General features: G+C 72.8%; 17 protein-coding genes and 1 tRNA gene. 5 read left to right on the forward strand and 13 right to left on the reverse strand.

The window, feature by feature from the left end:
- Positions 1-236: 236 nt before the first annotated feature.
- The 13 genes from CA12_RS11245 to CA12_RS11305 form a co-directional block, all read right to left on the reverse strand.
- The gene (locus CA12_RS11245) at positions 237-1103 is read right to left on the reverse strand and encodes a TatD family hydrolase (protein ID WP_145359040.1); all 867 of its coding nucleotides are present in this window, start codon (positions 1101-1103) and stop codon (positions 237-239) included.
- Positions 1100-2770 (reverse strand): NADH-quinone oxidoreductase subunit N, encoded by a 1671-nt coding sequence (locus tag CA12_RS11250; RefSeq protein WP_145359041.1) that lies wholly within the window; start codon positions 2768-2770, stop codon positions 1100-1102. Before CA12_RS11250 ends, CA12_RS11245 begins: the two co-directional genes overlap by 4 nt.
- Entirely contained in the window at positions 2767-4416 is a 1650-nt protein-coding gene (locus tag CA12_RS11255) for a complex I subunit 4 family protein (protein WP_145359042.1), read from the reverse strand. The genes CA12_RS11250 and CA12_RS11255 overlap by 4 nt, the downstream gene beginning before the upstream one ends.
- Positions 4417-4494: 78 nt before the next feature.
- The gene (locus CA12_RS11260; RefSeq protein ID WP_145359043.1) at positions 4495-6594 is read right to left on the reverse strand and encodes an NADH-quinone oxidoreductase subunit L; all 2100 of its coding nucleotides are present in this window, start codon (positions 6592-6594) and stop codon (positions 4495-4497) included.
- Positions 6591-6929 (reverse strand): NADH-quinone oxidoreductase subunit NuoK, encoded by a 339-nt coding sequence (gene nuoK / locus CA12_RS11265; protein WP_145359044.1) that lies wholly within the window; start codon positions 6927-6929, stop codon positions 6591-6593. The genes CA12_RS11260 and nuoK overlap by 4 nt, the downstream gene beginning before the upstream one ends.
- Positions 6926-7537, reverse strand: coding sequence for an NADH-quinone oxidoreductase subunit J family protein (locus tag CA12_RS11270; protein ID WP_145359045.1), 612 nt, complete (start codon positions 7535-7537; stop codon positions 6926-6928). Before CA12_RS11270 ends, nuoK begins: the two co-directional genes overlap by 4 nt.
- Positions 7534-8859 (reverse strand): complex I subunit 1/NuoH family protein, encoded by a 1326-nt coding sequence (locus CA12_RS11275; protein ID WP_145359046.1) that lies wholly within the window; start codon positions 8857-8859, stop codon positions 7534-7536. Before CA12_RS11275 ends, CA12_RS11270 begins: the two co-directional genes overlap by 4 nt.
- A gap of 174 nt (positions 8860-9033) precedes the next feature.
- Complete coding sequence (locus CA12_RS11280) at positions 9034-9495, reverse strand: ExbD/TolR family protein (RefSeq protein WP_145359047.1); 462 nt, start codon at positions 9493-9495, stop codon at positions 9034-9036.
- Positions 9492-9878: an ExbD/TolR family protein gene (locus CA12_RS11285; protein WP_145359048.1), complete on the reverse strand. Its 387-nt coding sequence runs from the start codon at positions 9876-9878 to the stop codon at positions 9492-9494. Before CA12_RS11285 ends, CA12_RS11280 begins: the two co-directional genes overlap by 4 nt.
- A gap of 38 nt (positions 9879-9916) precedes the next feature.
- Positions 9917-10768: a MotA/TolQ/ExbB proton channel family protein gene (locus CA12_RS11290; protein ID WP_145359049.1), complete on the reverse strand. Its 852-nt coding sequence runs from the start codon at positions 10766-10768 to the stop codon at positions 9917-9919.
- A 38-nt stretch (positions 10769-10806) separates the two neighbouring features.
- On the reverse strand, positions 10807-11889 hold the full coding sequence (locus tag CA12_RS11295; RefSeq protein ID WP_145359050.1) for a tetratricopeptide repeat protein: 1083 nt from the start codon (positions 11887-11889) through the stop codon (positions 10807-10809).
- On the reverse strand, positions 11886-12926 hold the full coding sequence (locus CA12_RS11300) for a vWA domain-containing protein (protein WP_145359051.1): 1041 nt from the start codon (positions 12924-12926) through the stop codon (positions 11886-11888). Before CA12_RS11300 ends, CA12_RS11295 begins: the two co-directional genes overlap by 4 nt.
- Positions 12923-13924: a LolA family protein gene (locus CA12_RS11305; RefSeq protein ID WP_145359052.1), complete on the reverse strand. Its 1002-nt coding sequence runs from the start codon at positions 13922-13924 to the stop codon at positions 12923-12925. Before CA12_RS11305 ends, CA12_RS11300 begins: the two co-directional genes overlap by 4 nt.
- Positions 13925-14307: 383 nt before the next feature.
- Between CA12_RS11305 and CA12_RS11310 the strand changes: the two genes are divergently transcribed.
- The 5 genes from CA12_RS11310 to CA12_RS11330 all read left to right on the forward strand — a co-directional run bounded on the left by CA12_RS11310 (position 14308) and on the right by CA12_RS11330 (position 19884).
- Positions 14308-15657: a hypothetical protein gene (locus tag CA12_RS11310; protein ID WP_207621954.1), complete on the forward strand. Its 1350-nt coding sequence runs from the start codon at positions 14308-14310 to the stop codon at positions 15655-15657.
- A gap of 282 nt (positions 15658-15939) precedes the next feature.
- Complete coding sequence (locus CA12_RS11315; protein ID WP_145359053.1) at positions 15940-17943, forward strand: DUF11 domain-containing protein; 2004 nt, start codon at positions 15940-15942, stop codon at positions 17941-17943.
- Between the two features lie 184 nt (positions 17944-18127).
- Complete coding sequence (locus CA12_RS11320; RefSeq protein WP_145359054.1) at positions 18128-18565, forward strand: STAS domain-containing protein; 438 nt, start codon at positions 18128-18130, stop codon at positions 18563-18565.
- A gap of 14 nt (positions 18566-18579) precedes the next feature.
- Positions 18580-19740: a serine hydrolase domain-containing protein gene (locus CA12_RS11325; RefSeq protein ID WP_145359055.1), complete on the forward strand. Its 1161-nt coding sequence runs from the start codon at positions 18580-18582 to the stop codon at positions 19738-19740.
- 60 nt (positions 19741-19800) lie between these two features.
- Positions 19801-19884: transfer RNA gene (locus CA12_RS11330), tRNA-Leu, on the forward strand.
- Positions 19885-19938: the final 54 nt, after the last annotated feature.

Raw genomic sequence — 19938 nt, forward strand, 5'->3', positions numbered from 1 at the left:
GGAACCGGGGGCGGGCATAATCGACGGCGTCCGTGCCGCGGGGAAGGGAAGCGACCCGGAGACAGCGAACCGGGCACTCTGATGCTTCGCATACGGAGGGCCGAACTGGCAAGGGCGAAGCGGCGGCGAGGGCGGTTCGTTCCCTCTGCGTCCTTCTCCGTCCCAGGCGTCGCTTGCGGTTTCGCGGGCGCCGACTCGTTCGGGCCCTGCGAAACCGCAAGCGGTCGAGACGGACCTCAGCGTGAGGGGGCGTCGTCCAACCCGAACAGCCGGCGGGCGTTGGCGGTGGTCGTCTCCGCCAGTTCCGCCGCGGGGAGGCCGCGGGCCTCGGCGATCGCCGACAGCGTGTAGGCCACGTACGCCGGTTCGTTGCGCTTCACCTTGCCCCGCCGGGGGGTGGGGACGAGGTAGGGGCAGTCCGTTTCGACCAGCAGACGGTCGGCGGGGCAGTCCGCGGCGACGGCCAGCAGGGCCTTGTTTTTCTTGTAGGTAACCATCCCGCTGAACGACAGATGCAGGCCGAGATCCAGGCACCGCCGGGCCGTCTCCGCGTCGCCGGCGAAGGAGTGCATGACCCCCGGCGGGAGCCCCTCGGCGCCGGCGGCCCCCTCGTCCCTGGAACCGGGCAGTTCGGCGAACTCGCGCATGACCCGGACGGTGTCCGCCTCCGCCTCGCGGCAGTGCACGACGAACGGCTTGCCATAGGCAACCGACAGCCCGAGGTGCCAGCGGAACCACTCCTCCTGCAAATCGTGAGGGGCGTAGTCCCAGTAGTGATCCAGCCCCGTCTCCCCGACCGCCACGACGCGGGGGTGAGCGGCCAGTTCGGTGATGCGGTCCCGGTCGTCCGGGGCGGTCTGGTGCACGTAGTTCGGCTGCACGCCGACGACGGCGAACAGGGCGTCGTGTTGCTCGGCGAGGCTCACCGCGGCCTCGCTGGTGGCCCGGTCGATGCCAACGACGAACAGCGTCCCGACCCCCGCGTCGGCGGCCCGGGCGATCGTCTCCGCCAGATCGCCGACGTACCCGTCCTCCTGCAGGTGGGTGTGGGTGTCGATCAGGGGGAGCGGCGGCGGGACCGGCGCGGGGTTCGGCCGGCTCATCGCAGCGTCGCCTCCGCGATCGCTTCACACAGGGCGCCGAGGCGGCCGAACAGCAGGAGGATGCCCACCGTCGGGGCGGCCAGCAGGACGAGGTAGGCCCGCTCCGACCCGCTCGCCGGCGGTTGGACCGCGACGCGGTGGCCGGGCCGCTCGGCCGGGGCCGCGTCAAGGTACAGGCTGCGGATCGGGCGGAAGTAATAGAACAGGCTGGCCACGGTGTTCGCCGCGGCGATTCCGCCGCAGAGGAACAGCAGCGGGGAACCCTCGCGGTCCGACAGCGTCGCCGCGAACACCGCCAACTTGCCGACGAACCCGGCCGTCGGCGGCAGCCCGACCAGCCCGACGAGGCTCACCGCGAAACAGCCCGCGATCCAGGGCATCTTCGCTCCCAGCCCGGCCAGCGAGGCGACGTCCGTCCGCAGGGTGCGGTTCCGAAAAATCGCCACCGCCGCGAACGCCCCGAGGTTCAGGAACAGATACGCGATCAGATAGAGCAGCGTCCCGGCCAGTCCCGCGGCGGCGAGGTCCGGTTCGCCCCGGCCCACGCCCAGGAAGCAGGCCGCCACGCCCAGCAGCACGGTGCCGGATTGGGCCACGGTGCTGTAGGCCAGCAGTCGGCCGAGGTCCTTCTGGGCGAACGCGGCGAGGTTGCCGAACGTCATCGAGACCGCCGCCCCCGCGGCACAGGCCATTCCGAGGCCGGTCAGCAAAGTGTCGCCGGTCTCGCCGTAGTCCCCGTTCAGGCTCAGCCCGAACCGCACGAGCAGGGCGAAGGCGCCGATCTTCGGGGCGACGGAGAGGAACCCGCTGACCTCTGCCAGCGCCCCCTGAAAGGCGTCCGGGCTCCAAAAGTGGAAGGGGACGAGACTCAGCTTGAAGGCCAGCCCGCACAGCACGAACACGACCCCGGCGATCGCCGCCCCGCCCACGCCCGGTTCCTCCCAGCCGAGGCCGTCCAGCCGGACCAGCGCCAGCCGTTCACCCAGCACCGGGAACGACAGCGTGCCGGTCGCCCCGGCGAGCAGGCTGGCGCCGTACATCATCACCGCGGCGGCACCGGCCCCGAACACGAGGTACTTCAGCGCCGCCTCCCCCGCCTCGCGGCTGCCCTTGCGGAAACCGACCAGCACGTAGGCCGGCACGCTGGCCATCTCCACGGCGAGAAACAGCATGAGCAGGTGGTTCGCCTGCCCCATCAGCATGCTGCCCAGGGCGACGGCAGCGAGGGGCAGGTGGAAGTCCGGCCCGTCGTCATCCCCCGGGTCGGCGGAGGGCCGCGGCACGCCGGTCAGCACGGTGAGGGTCACCGTCAGGTTCCAGCCCAACAGCACCAGCACGCGGACGAAGACCGTCAGCGAATCGTTCCGCACCAGTCCGGCCCAGCCGTCGTCGGCGGACTCGAACGCGGCTCCCCACTGCAAACAGGCGACCGCCGTGGCGATCGCCGACCCGACGAACGCCACCGTGCTGGCCGGCAGCCACTTCGCCAAGCCGAACAACCGGCTGAGCAGGATCGCGACGATCACCGCGCAGACCGTCAGTTCCGCCGCGAAGGCCGGCAGACTGCCGACCACGTCGCCGATCACGTGATCCCAGTCGCGGGCCACGTCGATCGCGTGCGGGTTGTGCGGCAACTCCGCGAGAAGCGGGATCGCGGCGGGCGTCATTCCGCCTCCGCGGGCTCGGCGTCCTCAGCAGGTACTGCGGCCTCAGCGGGAACGGCGGCGAGGGTCGATTCGGGATCGGTCCGAATTTGCTCCGCCTCGACGGCGTCGCCGAGGGTCATGACCAACCGATCCACCGCCGGCTCCGCCACGTCGAACACCGGCCGCGGATAGACCCCCAGCGCCACGGCAAGCAGCATCAGCACGGCGAAGATCGAGGTCTCCCGGCCGGACATGGGCACGAGGTTCTCCCGCAGCGGGCCGACGTACTCCGCCCCGAGGAACACCCGCTGAACCATCCGCAGCATGTAGCCGGCCGTGAGGATAATGCCGAACGCCCCCGCCGCGGCCGCCCACCAGGTCGCCGGCCAGGCGGCGAACACGGTGACGGCTTCCCCCACGAACCCGCACAGCCCCGGCAGGCCGAGGGCGGCGAAGCTCATCCCCAGCCCCAGCGCCGCGTAGAGCGGCATGCGTCGCAGCAGGCCCCCGAAGCGGTTCAGCTCCCGGTGATGCACGCGGTCGTACAGCACGCCGACCGCAAAGAACATCCCCGTGCTGGTGATCCCGTGGCCGACCATCTGGAAGATCGCCCCGGAGAAGCCCATCCGCCAGAAGTCCGGTTCGGCCAGCGTCCAGGCGCCCAGACCCAGCAGGACGTAGCCCATATGGCTGACGGAGGAGTAGGCCACCAGCCGTTTGAAGTCCGTCTGGGCCATCGCCGCCAAGGCCCCGTAGATCACGCTGATCGCCCCAAGGGCGCACACGGTCTCCGCCGCCTCGGCCGCCCCCAGCGGGGCGAGCGGATAGGCCAGCCGCAGGATGCCGTACCCGCCGACCTTCAGCAGCACGCCGGCGAGGATCATGGAGATCGGCGTGGGCGCCTCGACGTGGGCGTCCGGCAGCCAGGTGTGGAACGGCACCGCGGGCAGCTTGATGAGGAAACAGCCCAGCATCAGCCAGAAGGCGAGCGTCTGCGTGCCGTGGTCGATCGTCACCCCGGCGTACTCGCCCGTCCCGGCGCCGCGGGCGACGTCGGACAGCGTTCGCATGTCGAACGTGCTTGCCGCCGCCCCGCTCCCCCCGGCGGCGTAGAGCATCAGCAGGGCGACCAGCAGCAGCAGCGAGCCGGCCAGCGTATAGAGGAAGAACTTGATCGCCGCGTACGCCCGGTTCGGCCCGCCCCACACGCCGATCAGGAAATACATGGGCAGCAGCATCACCTCGAACAGCACGTAGAACAGGAACAGGTCCAGCGCCAGAAACGTGCCCAGCACGCCCGTTTCGAGCAACAGGAACAGGCTCCAGTAGGCCCGCGGCTTCTCCTCAATCCGCCACGACGCCCCCGCCGCCAGCAGGAACACCAGCCCGGTGAGGACCACCAGCGGCAGGCTGATGCCGTCCACGCCGAGCGCGTAGCGGATGTTAAAAGAGGGCACCCACTCAGCGTCCGTGACCAGCCGCATGCCGTAGTCGTCCGGCGTCGCCTCGAAATAGGCCGGTAGTAGGGCGACGGTGGTCAGCAGGAAGGTCGCCGCGACCGTGCTCACGCCGACCAGCCGGGCGAGCCCCGCCGGGGCGCACGCCGTCGCGATCGCCCCCACGGCGGGGAGGAACACGATCAGCGACAGCAGGGCGGCGGGGTCCATCAAAATCCTAGATGCGTGATAACGCCGAGGCCCCGCGGGGCCTCGGCGTTAGGGGGTCGGAGTGTGACGGGAACGACCTCATCCGGCCAGCAGGACCACGGCGAGAACCGCCAGTCCCACAGCACAGGCCGCCAGCGCCGCGACGTACTGCCGCAGTCCGCCGCTCTGCACCGCCCCGAACAGCCGACCGAAGCCGCGGGCGGTGCGGCCCACGCCCCGCACCAGGCCGTCGACCACCCGTTCGTCCACGGCCCGCTCGATCCGGGCCACGACGCCCGTCAGCCCCGCGGCTCCGTCGACCAAGCCGTCGATCGCCGCCCGGTCCGTCAGGGCCGTCGCCTCGCCCAGCATCAACGTCGGCCGCACGGCCAGCGCCCGGTAGACGGCGTCGAACCCCCAGCCCCTCCGCAGCCAGCGGACGACGGCGGCGTCCTTCAGCCCCTCGGCCCGAGCCTGCCCCGGCGCCCGCCGCCACGGCCCGAACAGCGCCAGCCCGGCGGCGGCGCCCAGCCCCGCGGCGATCAGACCCATGACCTCCGCGTGGTGGTGGGCCTCGTCGACGGCCGCTTCGCTCGGGGAAACGAACAGTTCGAAGGCGCCCGGCTCCGGCGCCGTGCGGGTCAGGAACCCGTACAGCGGCCCGCCGTCGCCGCCGACCGCACAGAACGCCGCCAGCCCGGCCAGCACGACGATCGGCGCCAGCATCACCGCCGGGCTTTCGTGCGCCCCCTTCGTCGCCGAGCCCGGCGCCCCGGCGAAGGTCAGCCCCCACAGCCGCACCATGTACAGCGCCGTCAGCCCCGCCGTGACCAGCGGGACCCAGAACAGCGCCGCGTGCCCGGCGTTCGCCTCCGTGAAGGCGAGGGCGTGGCTCAGGATCGCGTCCTTCGAATGGAACCCGCTGAAGCTCAGCGCTTCGCCGAAGACGCTCACCCCGGGGATCGCCAGCCCGCTGATCGCGATCACCCCCACCAGCATCGCCCCGGCGGTGACCGGCATTTTTCGCATCAGGCCGCCGAGCTTCCTCACGTCCTGCTCGTGGTGGCACGCGACGATCACGCTGCCGGCGCAGAGGAACATCAGGCTCTTGAAGAAGGCGTGCGTGACGAGGTGGAAGAGCCCCGCCCCCCAGCCGGTCACGCCCAGCGCCAGCATCATGTAACCCAGCTGGGAGATGCTGCTGTACGCCAGAATCCCCTTGATGTCCGTCTGAAACAGCGCCGGCACGGCCCCGACGACCAGCGTGACGCAGCCGAGGTAGGCGACCGTCAGCAACACCTCCGGCGGCAGCGCCGGGGTCATCCGGCCGACGAGGTACACGCCGCCGGCGACCATCGTCGCGGAGTGCACCAGCGCCGAGACCGGCGTCGGCCCCGCCATCGCGTCCGGCAACCAGACCTGCAGCGGGAACTGGGCGCTCTTGCCCACGCAGCCCGCCAGCACCCCAAACCCGCCGACCAGCAGCGCCGTCCGGCTGAGTTCCCCGGCGCCCGCCGCCTCGAACAGGCTGAGGAACCGCACGTCCCCGTTCGCCGCCAGCAGGGCCGCCAGTCCGATCAGAAAGCCCGCGTCGCCGATGCGGTTCACCACGAACGCCTTTGTCGCCGCGGCGCTGGCGTAGGGCCGTTCGTAATAGAAGCCGATCAGCAGATAGCTGCACGCCCCGACCAGCTCCCACCCCACGAACACGTGGAACAGGTTCCCGCCGATCACCAGTAGCAGCATCGCCGTGACGAACAGGCACAGATACCCGAAGAACAGGTGGAACCGCCCGGGCCGGACGAGTTCCTGTTCGAGGACGTGCGCGAGGTGATAGTCGCGGTGCTCCTCCGTGAGTTCGTCGCTGAGATAGCCGAGGGCGAACACGCACACGCAGCTCGCCACCAGGCTGACGATGCAGAACATCGTCAGCGTGAGGCTGTCGATCAGGTGCCCCAGTTCCAGGGTCACGCCCGGCAGCGAGAGGATCTCGTACCACGTCCCCTCGACCGGCTCCGGCCCGTCCCACAGCGCCGCCGCGGCGACGGACAGGCCGACCGACGCGAACAGGCTCGCACAGGCGACGAACCCCGCCGCCCGGTCGTCCCGCGACGGCCGCCACCAGCGGGCCGTCAGCCCGGCGACGGCTCCGATCAGCGGCACGAAGGTCGCGGCGACGAGGAGTTGGGCGACGCTCATCCCCGTAGCTCCGAGGCGGCGTCGACGTCGGCGGTGCCGTGTTGATTGAAGAAGGCCAGCACGATCGCCAGCGCCACCGCGGCCTCCGCGGCGGCGAGCACGATCACGAACAGTGCCGCGATCTGCCCGTCCAGGCCGATGCCCAGCGCGTCCCCGGCGACGGATTGCACCGGGGCAGCCGGCGGACCGAACTCCGCGGCGGCGACGAAGTTCACGCTCGCCGCGTTCAGGGCCAGTTCCACGCCCATCAGCACGCCGACGGCGTTGCGCTTCGTCGCCATGCACACGACCCCGCAGGTCAGCAGCACGGCGGAGACGATCAGGTAGCCGGTCATGGATTCGCTCCCGAGACGTCGCTGGCGGTGTCGCGGGTCGCGTCCGCCTCCGGATCGACCCGCCGTTTGGCGCGGGCGAGGTACGCCGCCCCGATCAGCACGACCAACAGGTGCACGCTGATGATCTCGAACGGCAGCAGGAACCCGGTCCGCGAGGCCCCGCCGAAGCCGAGGAACTTCAGCCCGACCGGCCGCAGCGTGTCCGGCGTGGCGGCGGCGACCTCCGTGCGGTCCTCGGCGAACGTCGGCGGCCCCGGAATCGCCCGGCCCAGCCCCACCGCCGTCCAGCCCAGCGCCGCCAGCAGCCCCGCGGCGACGAGGGTGGTGAAGATCGTTTCCAGCAGCCCGATCTTCATCCGCCGGCCGACGCCGGCGTCGGTCAGCATCACCCCGAAGATCAGCAGCACGACGGTCCCGCCGACGTACACAATGAGCTGCGTCGCCCCGACCAGCGGGGCGTTCAACAGGAAGAACAACCCTGCGACCGCGCTCAGGCAGACCACCAGCGCAAACGCCATCCGGGCGACGCTGCGGCACGCCGCCACCCCGATCGCTCCCCCGCAGGCCAGCGCCGCAAAGACGCCGAACAGTACGTCGGCTCCGGTCATGGGAACGCCTCCCCTGGTTCGCCGTCGCCGTTAGGCGGCGCGATCATTGCGGACGCGCCGCCTAACGGCGACGGCGAACCGGGGGGCGTCGAGAAGGACGTCGCGCCGAACGCCGTCGGTCGGCCCACGATCGCCAACATCCCGAGCGGCCACAGCGTCGCCCCGAGCAGCAGCACGCAGGCGATCGGAGTGAGGTACTTCAGGCAGGCGCTCATCACCTGATCAATCCGCAACCGCGGCAGGCTCCACCGCACCCAGATCTGCACGGCCACCAGCAGCGAGGCCTTCAGGCAGACCACCCCCGCGAACAGCACGTTCGCCAGATACCCGCCGACGCTGAAGCCCTCCACGCCCACGTCCGGCCGCCAGTCGTTCAACCCCATCAGGGCGGCGTCCAGCGGGGCGATCCCGGTCCACCACGCGCCCAGGAACAGCAGCGAGGCGATCAGGCTGACCACGAACATGCTCGCGTACTCGGCCAGCATGAACATGCTCCAGCGGAAGCTGGCGTACTCCGTGAAATACCCGGCGACCAGTTCGCTCTCGGCCTCGGCGAGGTCGAACGGGGCCCGTTTGCACTCCGCCACGGCGACGACGAAGTAGCACACGAACGCCACCGCACAGAACGGATTGGCGAAGACCAGCCAGTTCGGGAACAGCCACCCCGCCTGAAACAGCCCGATCTCGCCCATCGACAGGGACCCCGCCGCGACCACCGGGACCAGCGCCGTCAGGGCCAGCGGGATCTCGTAGCTGACCATCTGGGCCGCCTCCCGCATCCCCCCCAGCAGGCTCCACTTCGACCCACTGGTGTACCCGCCCAGCACCACGCCGACGACTTCCAAGCTCAGCACCGCCAGGATCAGGAACAACCCCACGTCGCTCGCCACGGCGACCCAGCGGGCGTTGAACGGCAGCAGGGTGAAGGCCAGCAGCACGCTGATCGCCGGCACGTACAGGCTCGCCCGGAACAGCCACTTGTCGGCGGCGTCGGGGACGAGGTCCTCCTTCTGAATGAGCTTCAGCCCGTCCGCCAGCGCCTGCAACCAGCCGAACCGCCCGCCGACCCGCGTCGGCCCCTGCCGGTCCTGCATGCGGCCGCTCTCCTTGCGCTCCAGCCAGATGAACGCCGCCGGCAGGGCGCCGAACAGGTTGAGCAGCACGAAGGCGTGCACCGCCGCCGCGACCGCCAGCGCCCAGAACCCGTCCAGCCCCACGCTCTCGGCCAGCCACCCCGCGAGCGTCACCGGCTCCACGGCCTCGGCCGGAGCGGCGGGGGCCGCCGGGACGACAAGATCGGCGGCGGGCGACTGGGCGAGCATCGGGGCGGGGATGGTCCCAGCAACCGCCCCGTTCGGCAACGCCGGTGCGGCGATTGGGAGAACCTGCCCGAGCCCCGACCGTCAGGGAGGGGCCGTTCGCACGTCGCCGAACGGTTCGGTCGGTGAACGAATCGCTCGCGCGCCTCAGAACGGCCCCTCCCTGACGGTCGGGGCTCAGTTTCCAGCCTGCGGCGCGTCCGCGGCGAAGCTGACCTGCTCGAATCCCGCCGCTCTGGCTGCGTCGTAGACGCGGACCACATCGCCGGCGGGGACGGCGCCGCCGACGTCGAGGATCACCGGCAACTCGCCCGCCGCGTCGGCCGCCGCGAGGCCCTGGAACGCTTCCTCCAACGCTTCCAGGCCCGGGTAGGTGCGGTCGTTGACGGTGACGGTCGTCAGGTTGCCGGCCCGGTCCAGCCGCACCCACAACTCGCCCAGCGGCGGGGGCGGTTCGTCGGTCGGGGCGGCCAATTCGATCGCCGTGCCGCTCAGTTCCGTGGCGAGCACCTGCTCGCTCACCCGGCCCACGCTGGCGCAGATCCAGAACGTCAGCAGGAGGAACACCAGGTCGATCATCGGCGTGAGCGCCTGCTCACGCCGGGCCTCCGCGTCGTCGTGCCGCTTGGGGAGCTTCATCGGTCCCCCCCGCCGCCGTCGCGTTGCAGCACGGCGAACTTCACGTCCCGCACGCCGGCCTCCGCACAGGCGACCAGCAGGGGTTCGACCTCCGAGAACGGCGCCGCCCGGTCGCACCGCAGACGGACCTCCGGGTCCGGCTTGGTCCCGGCCTCGGCGAACAGCGCCGCCACGAACGCCCGGTCCCGCACCTGCCCGGCCACCCGCAGCGTGCCGTCGGCTGCGACCGTCACGGTCACGCGGTTCGGCGTCGCCGCCTCGGCGGCGGCGGCGAGCGTGGCGCTCGGCAGGTCGACCCTCTCCCCGGCGTCGATCTTCACCAACTGGGAGGCGGCCAGAAAGAAGGTGACCAGCAGGAAGGTCACGTCGATCAGCGGCGTCATGCTGAACCGCAACGTCGTACGGCGGCGCTCGGGCGTTTTCACAGCCCCGCCCCCCGGCGCCCCAGCGGCGCGACCGGCCCCGCGGGGGCCTGCGGAGGCGTCTGTAACGCCGAGGCCGCGCGGGGCCTCGGCGTAACGGCGGCGGGCTGAGCCGGAGCGCTCCGCCGCAGTTCGCTGAAGATGTGCTCCGCGGCGCCGGCGGCCTCGGCGACGAGTTCGTCGATCTTGTTCCGCAGCAGGGCGAACGACGCCACCGCCGGCACCGCCACGCCCAGCCCCAACAGCGTGGTCACCAGCGCTTTGAAGATGCCCGGCGCCAACTCCGACACCTGCGGGTTCGCCTTCGTGCTGAACTCGTTGAAGGCCAGCATCATGCCCCACACGGTCCCCAGCAGACCCAGCATCGGGGCGACGGTGGCGATCACGGACAGGTACTCCGCCCGCCGGGTCAGACGGGCGGCCTCCTCGGCGGCGGCGTCCTCCATCGCCTTCTCCGCCGCCTCGTAGCCGCGGTCCGCCTCGACGGCTCCGGCGTGCACCAGTCGGCCCAGCAGCCCCCCGCGGCGGGCGCCGACCTCCGCCGCCTCCTTGAACCGCTTGCGGGCGATCAGCCCGTGAGCCTCGCCCGCCAACCCCCGGGGCAGCAGCCGGCCGCGACGCACCGCGAGCATCTGCTGGACGATCAACGCCACCATCGCCACGGACAGCGCGAGGATCAGCAGCCCGACGACCCCTCCGGCCTCCAACAGTTCGCGCAGGTCCGGCATCCCGGCGGCGGCGTCGGCGGGGGCCGCCCCTCCTTCCTGCGCGAAGCCTGCGGGGACGAACCCGACGGGGGCGAAGGTCAGCGCGACCGCGGCGACGCACGTGCGGGGGAGATTGCGGGGCACGACGCGGCGGGGTGGGATTGGGGGGCGGGCGGGGGAGTTTAGGGGGAGTCCGCCGCCGCCGGAACGGCAGTCGCAGCCTCGCCCGATGCGTCGTCGGCCGGTTCGAGGGGCTTGTCCGGGGCGGCGCCGAGCTCGTCCAGCCGGCGGCGGGCGTCCTCGGCGGCCTCGGCGAAGGGGAAGCGGGCGACGCACTCCCGCCACAGCCGGATCGCCGCCAGCGGATCGCCCGCCCGCAGCAGATCGCCCGCCCGCAGCAGCCCGTCCGCCGCCCGGATCGGGTCGACCGGGTCCGCGATCGGCGTCCAGAGGAACGCGGCGATCGCCTCGTCGTTTCGCCCCGCCGCGACGGCCGCGACGCCGAGCGTGAACGTCGGCCCGGCCCGCAGCGGCTCCGGCAGGTCGTCGATCCGGCGGCGGGCGGCGTCGAGTTCCGCCGCGGTTCCCTCGCCGTCCAACACCTTCGCCCGCCAACGCTGGAGCCGGGCCAGCTCCGCGATCTCGTTCGAGCCCGACCGACTCAGCCGCTGCAACGTCTCCACGGCCCCCGCCCGCCGGGAGGGGGAGCCGACCAGCACGCCGGCGCCCAGCAACTGCTCCGCCTCGTCCGGGCCGTTGACCCAGCGGTTCGCCGCGGCGAGCTCTTCGCCCCGCGGCGGCCGGTCGCCCCAGGGGACCGGCAGCAGGCCCAGCCGGTCGGTCGCCGCCGGATCGCTGCGAAACAGGGCGAGGAACCGTCCGCCCGCCGACGGCCGGTCCGCGGCGGCGAGGTCCGCGGTGACCAGCGCCGCGAGGATCTCCCGCCGCACCCACTCCCGCGGTTCCTCTTCGAGGGCGGCGGCGAGGTTCTGCCGGGTCGCGATCACGTCCCGCTCCGCCCAGGCCCGCAGCCCGGCGAGGTGCCCCGGCAGTCGCGGGGTCGTCACCTTCACCACGTCGGCGGCGGGAAAGTCCAGCAGCGCCCCGGTCGGCGCCCGCAGCGAGAGCAGCCGCGAGTCGTAGGCGATCACCTCCCCCACCGCGTCCCGCCGCCCGCCGTCTTCGGTGCGGAGGGTCACCACGTCCTCGGCCGCGGCCGTTGCGAGCGGCAGCAGGGCGAGGGCGAGGGCGGCGACGCGGCTCATCGCAGCTCCCGCACGTCGCAGTACTCGTAGCCGCCGTTGTGCTCGGCGGCGAGCTGCGCGACCGGGCCGCTCCGCAGTTCGCGGCCGCGGCCGAAGTTCACGCAGTGGATGCGGGTGTTCGACTTGTTCAGCCGCCGCAGCGCGCTGAAGTCCTGCGGGGAGAGGGCGCGCTTGCCGTCGGTGAGGAAGAAGATCGCGTCCGGCTTCAGGGCGAGCGCCGCCTCCAGCGCCACCAGCGGCTGCGTCCCGCCGCCGGGGACCACCGAGCCGACGAACTGCCCGGCCAAGGTCTTGTTGAAGCCGGTGGCGAAGTAGAAGCCGTCCTCCATCCGGGCCCGCTCCGACATCGGCTTGACCGTGTCGTTGAAGAACAGGATCTGGAACCGCTGCCGCGGGCCGAGCGTGGCGAGGCTGGCGAGGGCCTCCCGCTTGGCGATGGCGAACTCGTGGGCGGGATCCATGCTCCCGCTGCTATCGATCACGTACACGAACGTCTCCGCCTCCGCCCGCAGACCGAAGAACTCCGTCGCCCCCCGCTTCGCGGCCCCGCCCAGACTGCCGGGGTCGGCGACCGGGCCGAGGGGGGCGTCCAACGCCCCGCCGCTTTGGGCGGCCGGGCCGGTCATCGAACCGACCCCGGGGCCGAGCGCCGGCGGGGCGTCGTTCGTGGGCTCCGTGTTGCGGTTCGCCTCCTGGGCGTCGAACGCCGCGGCGTTGGAGAGCGGGTCGGCGGTCGGCTGCGGCGGGGCGTCCGTCGCGGCGGTCGCCGGGGCGGGGGAGGAGGCGGCGTTGGGGCCGTCCTCCGTTCCCTCGGTCGCGCGCAGGCGGATCCCGACCTCCCGAAAACCGTCGGTCGCCTCGCCGTCGCTGTTCGACCCCGCGCAGCTCCGCAGTTGCGTGGCGACGAGCGCCAGCAGGGCGGCGTGCAGCACGACGCTCGTCAGCCAGCCGGGCAGCAGGCCGGACCGTTCCCGCCGCGGCGGGGCGAACGTCGGCAGGCCGGAGCCCGGGACGCCGCCGTAGCTGGGGGCGGTCATTCGTCGCCCGCCCCGCCGGCGTTCTCGTTCTCCTCGGGCGAGCGCACACGCTTCGGCAGGCCGGCGGTGCGGGCGCGGACGACGGCCGGCTCCGTCAGGTCGTCCACCTCCACGTCGTCGGGCAGGGTGAAGGCGAAGGCGTCGTCCGGCAGCGGGACGTTCACCCGAATGTCGGAGAAGTCCAGCGTGAGCATCGGCGCCCGCGGGCCGCTCGCGATTTGCGACCAGTAGCGGATGCGGTGCGGGAACAGGGTCTCGGCGTCCAGGTAAACCGTCACGCCGGTGGGCGGCGGCGGGTCCGGCAGGAGCTTGGCTTCCGCGGTCCGCTCCGCGAACACCGCCAGCACGCCCTCGGTCCAGCGGCCGTTCAGCACGAGGTACTGGCGGTCCGCGATCGTTTCGGTCTGCGGTTCCTCCCACTGCATGGCCGTCCGCAGGGAGGCCAGCGTGCCGGTCAGCCCCCCGCTGGCGAGATCCCCCGCCAGGCTCACGCCGCTGTCCCGGGCGGCGGCTTCGGCGCGGACGGTGCGGATATTGCGGCGGGTCACGGCGATGCGGTCGTCCAGGCCGTACTGCGTGTGCATCACCGCCCCGTCGCAGACCTGCAACAGGGAGGGGCCGAGCTCCGCCTGCTCCGGGGCGGGGTTCAGTTCGATCCGCACCCGCCCGCCGGAGGCCACCAGCAGGCGGCCGACGCTGTCGAACCGATGCCCGCCGACCACCGCCGTCTGCCGGAGGTTCGCCGACAGCGACGGCACGGCGCCCAGCCGCACGCGGGCCTCGTCGAGGATCCGGCCGGCGGTGCGGCGGGTGTCCGGGCGGGGGGCGGCGACCGGCGTCTCCGCCGACGTTTCGGCCGCCGCATCGACCGGCGTTTCGGCGGCCAATTCGGCCGGCAGGTTCGGGGGCGAATCCTTCGGTCCCGCGGCATTCTGGGCCCCGCCGACCAGCGGTGCGTATAAGAGGAGAACCGAAGCGGCGAGGAGTCGCGTGAACATGGGCGGGGGGCCTCGCGGCGGGGGTCCGACTGAACCGTTTTAGCGGATGGCGACACTCGGACCGAAGATCGCGGCGCTGGCGGTCCGATTCCTCCGGTGCGGTCCGCGCTGATGCACGGGTCGCGTCGGCAGTCTACGGGGCGCCGGTGGAATCGGTCGAGACGGTTTGGACGCACGCCCTTCACGGGCGGTCCGCCGCCGACCGCTCCCCCGCCCCCTGACCGCCGCGCCCCGGGCAAGCCCGCCCGCGGGGACACACGACACGCGACCCCCCCGGTCCGACCGGGCTCCCGGAGGTCCCGGGACGCGTTCGAAGACTTTTCGCATTCACCCGTCGGCGGGCACTGACGCACCGTCCTCATTCAACCCTCGGAGGGGTTCCCATGAAACTTTACCTGTTCGGATTGGCCACCTGCGTGGTCGTCTGCGTGGGCTGCGCGGTCGACGGAACCCCGGGTCCCCACCGGGGCAAGGAATACGTCGCCCCGCCCGCGGCCATGCTCCAGCATCCCGGCCCGATGATCGACGGCCCCGGCCCGGGCGTGCTGCCCCCGATGGCCGGCCCCATTCAGCAAACCGCCGCCCAGTGCCCCGCCAACTGCCCGCCCGGCCTCGCCGGCCCGGGCGGGGGCTACGGCCCCGGCGCCCCCGGCGGCCTGCCCGGCGCCCCGGCGACCACCCAGGTCAGCTTCCTCAACCCCCCGGGGATGACGGTCGGCTGGCAGAGCGGCGCCGTCTACGCCGAGGACCAGCTCGTCGCCCCGGCTCGCTATAACTTCCCGCAGGCCGCCGTCTACCGGCTCAAGCTGAGCGACATCCCCGGTCGTCCGGGCCTGACGCTCTACCCGACCCTGCAACTGTTCCCGGCCCAGCCGGAAACCGCCGCCTACCTGTCCCACGTTCCGGTGCCGGTCGAAGTCACCGCCGAGGATCTGGACAACGTTCGCAGCAACAACTTCGTCACCAAGGTCGTCTACCTGCCGGACGCGGAGTACCAGGACCTGGCGATCGTCGGCGTGGAAACCCTCGTCTCCACCCGCCTCGATCCCGGTCAGGACCCGGTCGCCCTGGCCGAACAGCGCGGCACGCTGCTGGCGGTGTTCCGGATGGGCGGCATCGACCTCGAAATGCCCAGCCGTCCGCTGCCCGGCAGCGGCGTGAGCCCGGTCAGCTTCGAGGGTGAAGAGGGCGGCGTCGAGCAGGTCGACTACAGCTACCAGGGCGAGCTGGGCGAGTTCGCCCCGCCGATTCCCATCGCCACCACCGGCACCGGCCCGATCGGCGTGCCCGCCCCGCAGATTGTCGCCGAAACCGGCTACGGCTACCCCGGCCCCGGCCAGCCCGCCCACATGCCGGTCTACGGGATTCCGAACGTCGGCACCCCGATCGGCCTGCCCGGCCCGCCGCACCTGCCCTACGGCGGCCCCGCCGGCCTCCAGAGCCACACGATGCGGAACCTCACCGACGTGCGGCTGCCCCGGCCGGTCGAGCACCAACTGCACGACGTGAAGCACACCCCCGGCCTGAGCCTGCCGGACCCGGTGGCCTACACGTACTACGAAGAGAACCACCCGCACTACAGCGCCGGCGAAGTGAAGTACCCCGGCCAGATGGTCTCCCCGGGCACCCCGATGCCGCCGCAGCCCCACGGCAACGGCTTCAACGTCGGGCCGTACTCCGCGGGTCCGGCCGGCGCTCCCCCGGTGCACAACGACTACCACGGCAATCACTGAACCCGGCCGTCGCCGAACGTCGGCAGCGAACGGACGAGGTGAGGACGAGGTCGTGAGGAAGCGGTCGTGAGGAACCTGTGACGCGGTGAAGAACAGTCGGCGGCCCGCACCGCCGGCCCGTGAGCCGGGAGTCCCGAAAGGGGCTCCCGGCTTGCGGCAGTGAGTCGCCCTGAGAGTCCATTGAGAGTCGGACGGAGTCCGCAAAACGTCGCCGGGAGTCCGGCGGGAGTCGGCGGGAGTTCCGTCCGCCGCCCGTCCCCGCCTGAATCGGCCGGTCTCCCCATGCCCCGTCCGTCCCTCTCCGAACTGCGGGCCGCGGCCCTGCTGACCCTCGCCGCGGCCTGCACGCTGGCGGACGGGGTCTGCGGCGGGTCGTCCGCGGCGTTCGCCCAGGGGCTGCGGCGTCCGCAGGCCGGCACGCCGCTGCCCCCGCTCGCCGACACCCCCGCCGGCGCCCTCGGCGCCCGGGCCGTGCTGCTCGATCCGGCCCGTCGCGGCTTCATGACGGTGAACGTCTCCGCGGCCGGCGGCGGTGCCGTGGAGATCTACGGCGAACCGTTCGCCCCCCCGATTCCCGTCGGCGGCGACCCCGCCGCCCCGGAAGGCCCCGCGGGCGGCTCGCTGGTCCGGCTGTGCGTCGGCCGCACCTATCGGATGCGGATCACGGACATCCCCGGTCTCCCGCCGGAAACCACGCTGTTCCCCAGCATCGAACTGGTGGACCGGCTGCACCCGCCCGACGGGCTCGCCAGCGCCTTCCCCCTGCCGGTCAGCATCACCCCGGAGGAGGCCGCCCAGGCCGCCGCCGGGGCGCTGATCACCAAGGTGATCTATCTGGAAGACCCGGACCTCGCCCCGACGACGTGGTTCCGCGGCCCGCTGCGGCGGACCGATCTGCCCCCGAACGCCGACCCCCTCGCCGAGGGCGGCGCCCGCGGCCGGGTGATCGCCGTGGTGCGGCTGGGCGGCCGGACGCCGGACCTGCGGACGCCGGAGCGCGCCTTCTACGGCACCGGCGGCCCCGTGCTGCCGGCCGCCCCCGCCGACGTGAACCTCCCCCCGCTGCCGCCGGTGACCGACGCCGTCACCCAGGTCTCCGCCGTGGAACCGGCGAAGTCGATCACGGAGATCGTCGGCCCCGGCATCCCCTGTCCCGAAGGCCGGGCGACGCTGGACCTCGGCTCCTCGGCTGACTGCCCCGTTGACGCCTGCCCCGTCGACGCCTGCCCGGCGCCGGCCCTCTGTCCGCCGCCGCGGTTCGCCCCGCCGGTGCACTGCCCGCCGGGCGGGGTGCGGTACGGGGCGCTGCCGCCGGTCGGCGGCGCCGTGCTGGATTGGCGCGTGCCCGGCCCCTACTGCCCGCCGGAGGTGCGGCCGAAAGACGAATACCTCTGCGACGGCGGCGACCGCCTGCGCCCCGCCGGCACGACCGACTACCTCGGCGGCCTCGGCGGATTGGACCCGGAGGACGCGGTGGTCCGCTTCCGCGGCTCCGACGGCGAACTGCACGTCTGCCCGACGAACCGGGTCTGTATCTACGCTCCCCGGTTCGCCGAGGTCCGCACGCTGTTCGGCGTCGTCGCGGACACCCGCTACTTCGGCCCCGCCGATCTCGCCCGCACCGCCCGCAGCAACGTGGACGTGATCGACGTGCCGACCGGCCTGGTCCGGCAGGACGTGCGTCCCGACGCCGCCCGCGTTCGCAGTCGGGCCTCCGGTCTGGCCGTGGACTCCCCCTGGAGCGCCCTGTCCGATGTGCTCCGCAGTCAGCAGAACGTGCGGTACACGGAGGTGTTGCGGGTCGTCACGAACGAGCAGGCGAACCTCCGCACCGGCGTGACCGCCGCGGAACTCGCCCAGCGCGAGGACGCCGCGGCCGTCTGGACCCGGGCGGACAACCCGGTGACGTTCTTCGTCGGCGCCGCGACCACCACCGCGATCGGCGTGAACCGGCCGCAGGTGATCGTCGGGGTCGAGGACAAGCGGAAGCCGGGCCTGCTGTGCGTGCACAAGTACGCCGACAAAGCCTTCGCCGCCACGGGCGACATCGTCACGTTTACCATCACCGTAGAGAACCGCGGCCAGAAGCCGCTCTCGGAGATCGTGATCCTCGACAACCTCACCCCCCGGCTGGAATACGTCGAGGGCAGCGCCGAGGCCACGCTCGCCGGCGAGATTCAGGTCACCCCCAACGGCGAGGGCAGCGGCATCGTCCGCTTCGTCCTCACCGAAGACCTCGAAGGCGGCGAGAAGGGCCAGCTCACCTTCCAAACCCGCGTGCGGTAACCGCGTCGGCGAAGGGCGAAGGGCGAAGGGCGAAGCCGGCGAGCGGAGGGGCGTCAGCCCCCCGTGCGTCTCCCCTGCGACGCCCCCCGCTTCGCCGTCGCCGCCAGGCGGCGCGTCTCGGATCGGCGCCCGCAGCACGTGCGACGGACGGAGCGCTTGCGGTAGGCTCTCCCCGGAGCCCGCCATGCCCGATCTGTCCGACACCCCCACCACCTTCTCCGCAGGCAAGCCGCTGCGGGAAGCCGCGTCCGGCGCCCCCGACGCCGACGACCAACCGTTGCCGGCGGGGTGCGACCGCCCCGCCACCTTCACGCTGTACTCCCACGGGGAGGTGACGGCGCTCGGCTGGGACGGCGCCGTGGCGATCGACCCCGACCCGGCGACGTTCCTGCAGGAAGTCGCCGACCTCGCCGCCGGCGCCGGCGCCAAGGCGTTGGCGATCGACCTGACCGGCCTGGAACGCTTCCCCCCCGGTCTGCTGGGCGGCCTGCCGGCGCTGGTGCGGCGGGGCGTTCGCGTGCTGCTGTTCAACCCGACCCCGGACGTCCGCGAACTGCTGCGGGTTTCGCACCTGGACCGCCACCTCGGCGTGCACGAGGTCGACGTCCCCGCGCCGCGCTGAAGGGGGCGCCGGCGATGCAGGACTGGGCGATCGATTGGAGCGACGACCCCGCCGCGGTCGGCCTCAACCCGACCCGCTGGGCCCGCGTCGCCCCGCTGATGAACGCCCTCTGCGGCGAGGCGGCCGCGGCGATTTGCGTCGGCCGCGGACGGACCGCCCTGCGGCCGCTCGCCAGCGGCCTGATCGTCCCGGGCGGCCCGCCCGCCACGCCGGAGACGCGGTTCGCCGTCGCCTCCCTGACCAAGCCGATCGTGGCGACGCTCGTCCTCGCCGCGGTGGAGCGGGGGGAGCTGTCCCTGGGCGAGCGGGTCGTCGACCGGCTGCCGGCGTTCGGCGGGGGGAAGAAGCGGGCGGTCCGCATCCGGCACCTGCTCACCCACACCTCCGGTCTGCCGGACCTGCTGCCGGACGACCTGGAGCTCCGCGAAGCCGGCGCTCCGCTGGAGACGTTCCTGCAAAGGGCCGCCGCCGAACCGCTGACGTTCGAGCCCGGCCGGGCCGTCGCCTATTCCAGCCTCGGCTTCGCCGTCCTCTGGGCGCTGCTGAACGACGGCGACCCGGACCAGGGGGGCCGGCTGCTCTCCGACCGCGTTCTCGAACCCCTCGGCATGACGGCGACTTCCCTCGGCCCGGCGGGCGCCGCAGTCGGAGAGATCGCGGCGGTGCGGACCCCGGGGCGGGCGTCGGCGGGCACGCGGGTGTCGGTCTGGAACAGCGATTACTGGCGTGAGCTGGGGGCGCCGTGGGGCGGGGCGCTCTCGACGGCGGCGGACATGGGTCGATTCTGCGCCGCCTGGACGACGGGCGGCGGCCCCGTGCTGAGCCCCGCGGCCGTCGAAGCCGCCACGGCGAACGCCCTCGCCCCGATGCGGCAGATTCCCGAGGAGGACCGTCGCTGCCGCCCGTGGGGTCTGGGGTGGCGCCGGGTCTGGCCGGCCCACGCGGCGTATTTCGGGGACCTGCTCCCCCCGGAGGCGTTCGGCCACTGGGGCTCGACCGGCTGCGTGATGTGGGCCGACCCGCGGACCCGCCGCTGGGCGGCGATCCTGACGGCGCACCCGCAGGACCCGGAGGGGACGCTCTGCGGGCGTCTCTCGAACGCAATCGTTGCGTCGTTCGCCGCCAAGCGCGGACACGTCGGCGACGCACTTGCGGATTCGCGACGGGGCGAATAGATTCTCGCTCCCTCGCCGAACCCGTGGCCCCGGTCGCGTGTCGGAGAGGAACAAGTGCCCGCCCGGGTGGCGGAATTGGCAGACGCGCTGGCTTCAGGTGCCAGTGGGGGCAACCCCGTGGAGGTTCGAGTCCTCTCCCGGGCACTTGACGTAACTTCGGCTGAACACGCGACTTGCGGTACTCGCCCACGTGGGGCG

Source organism: Alienimonas californiensis (assembly GCF_007743815.1).
GTDB lineage: Bacteria > Planctomycetota > Planctomycetia > Planctomycetales > Planctomycetaceae > Alienimonas > Alienimonas californiensis.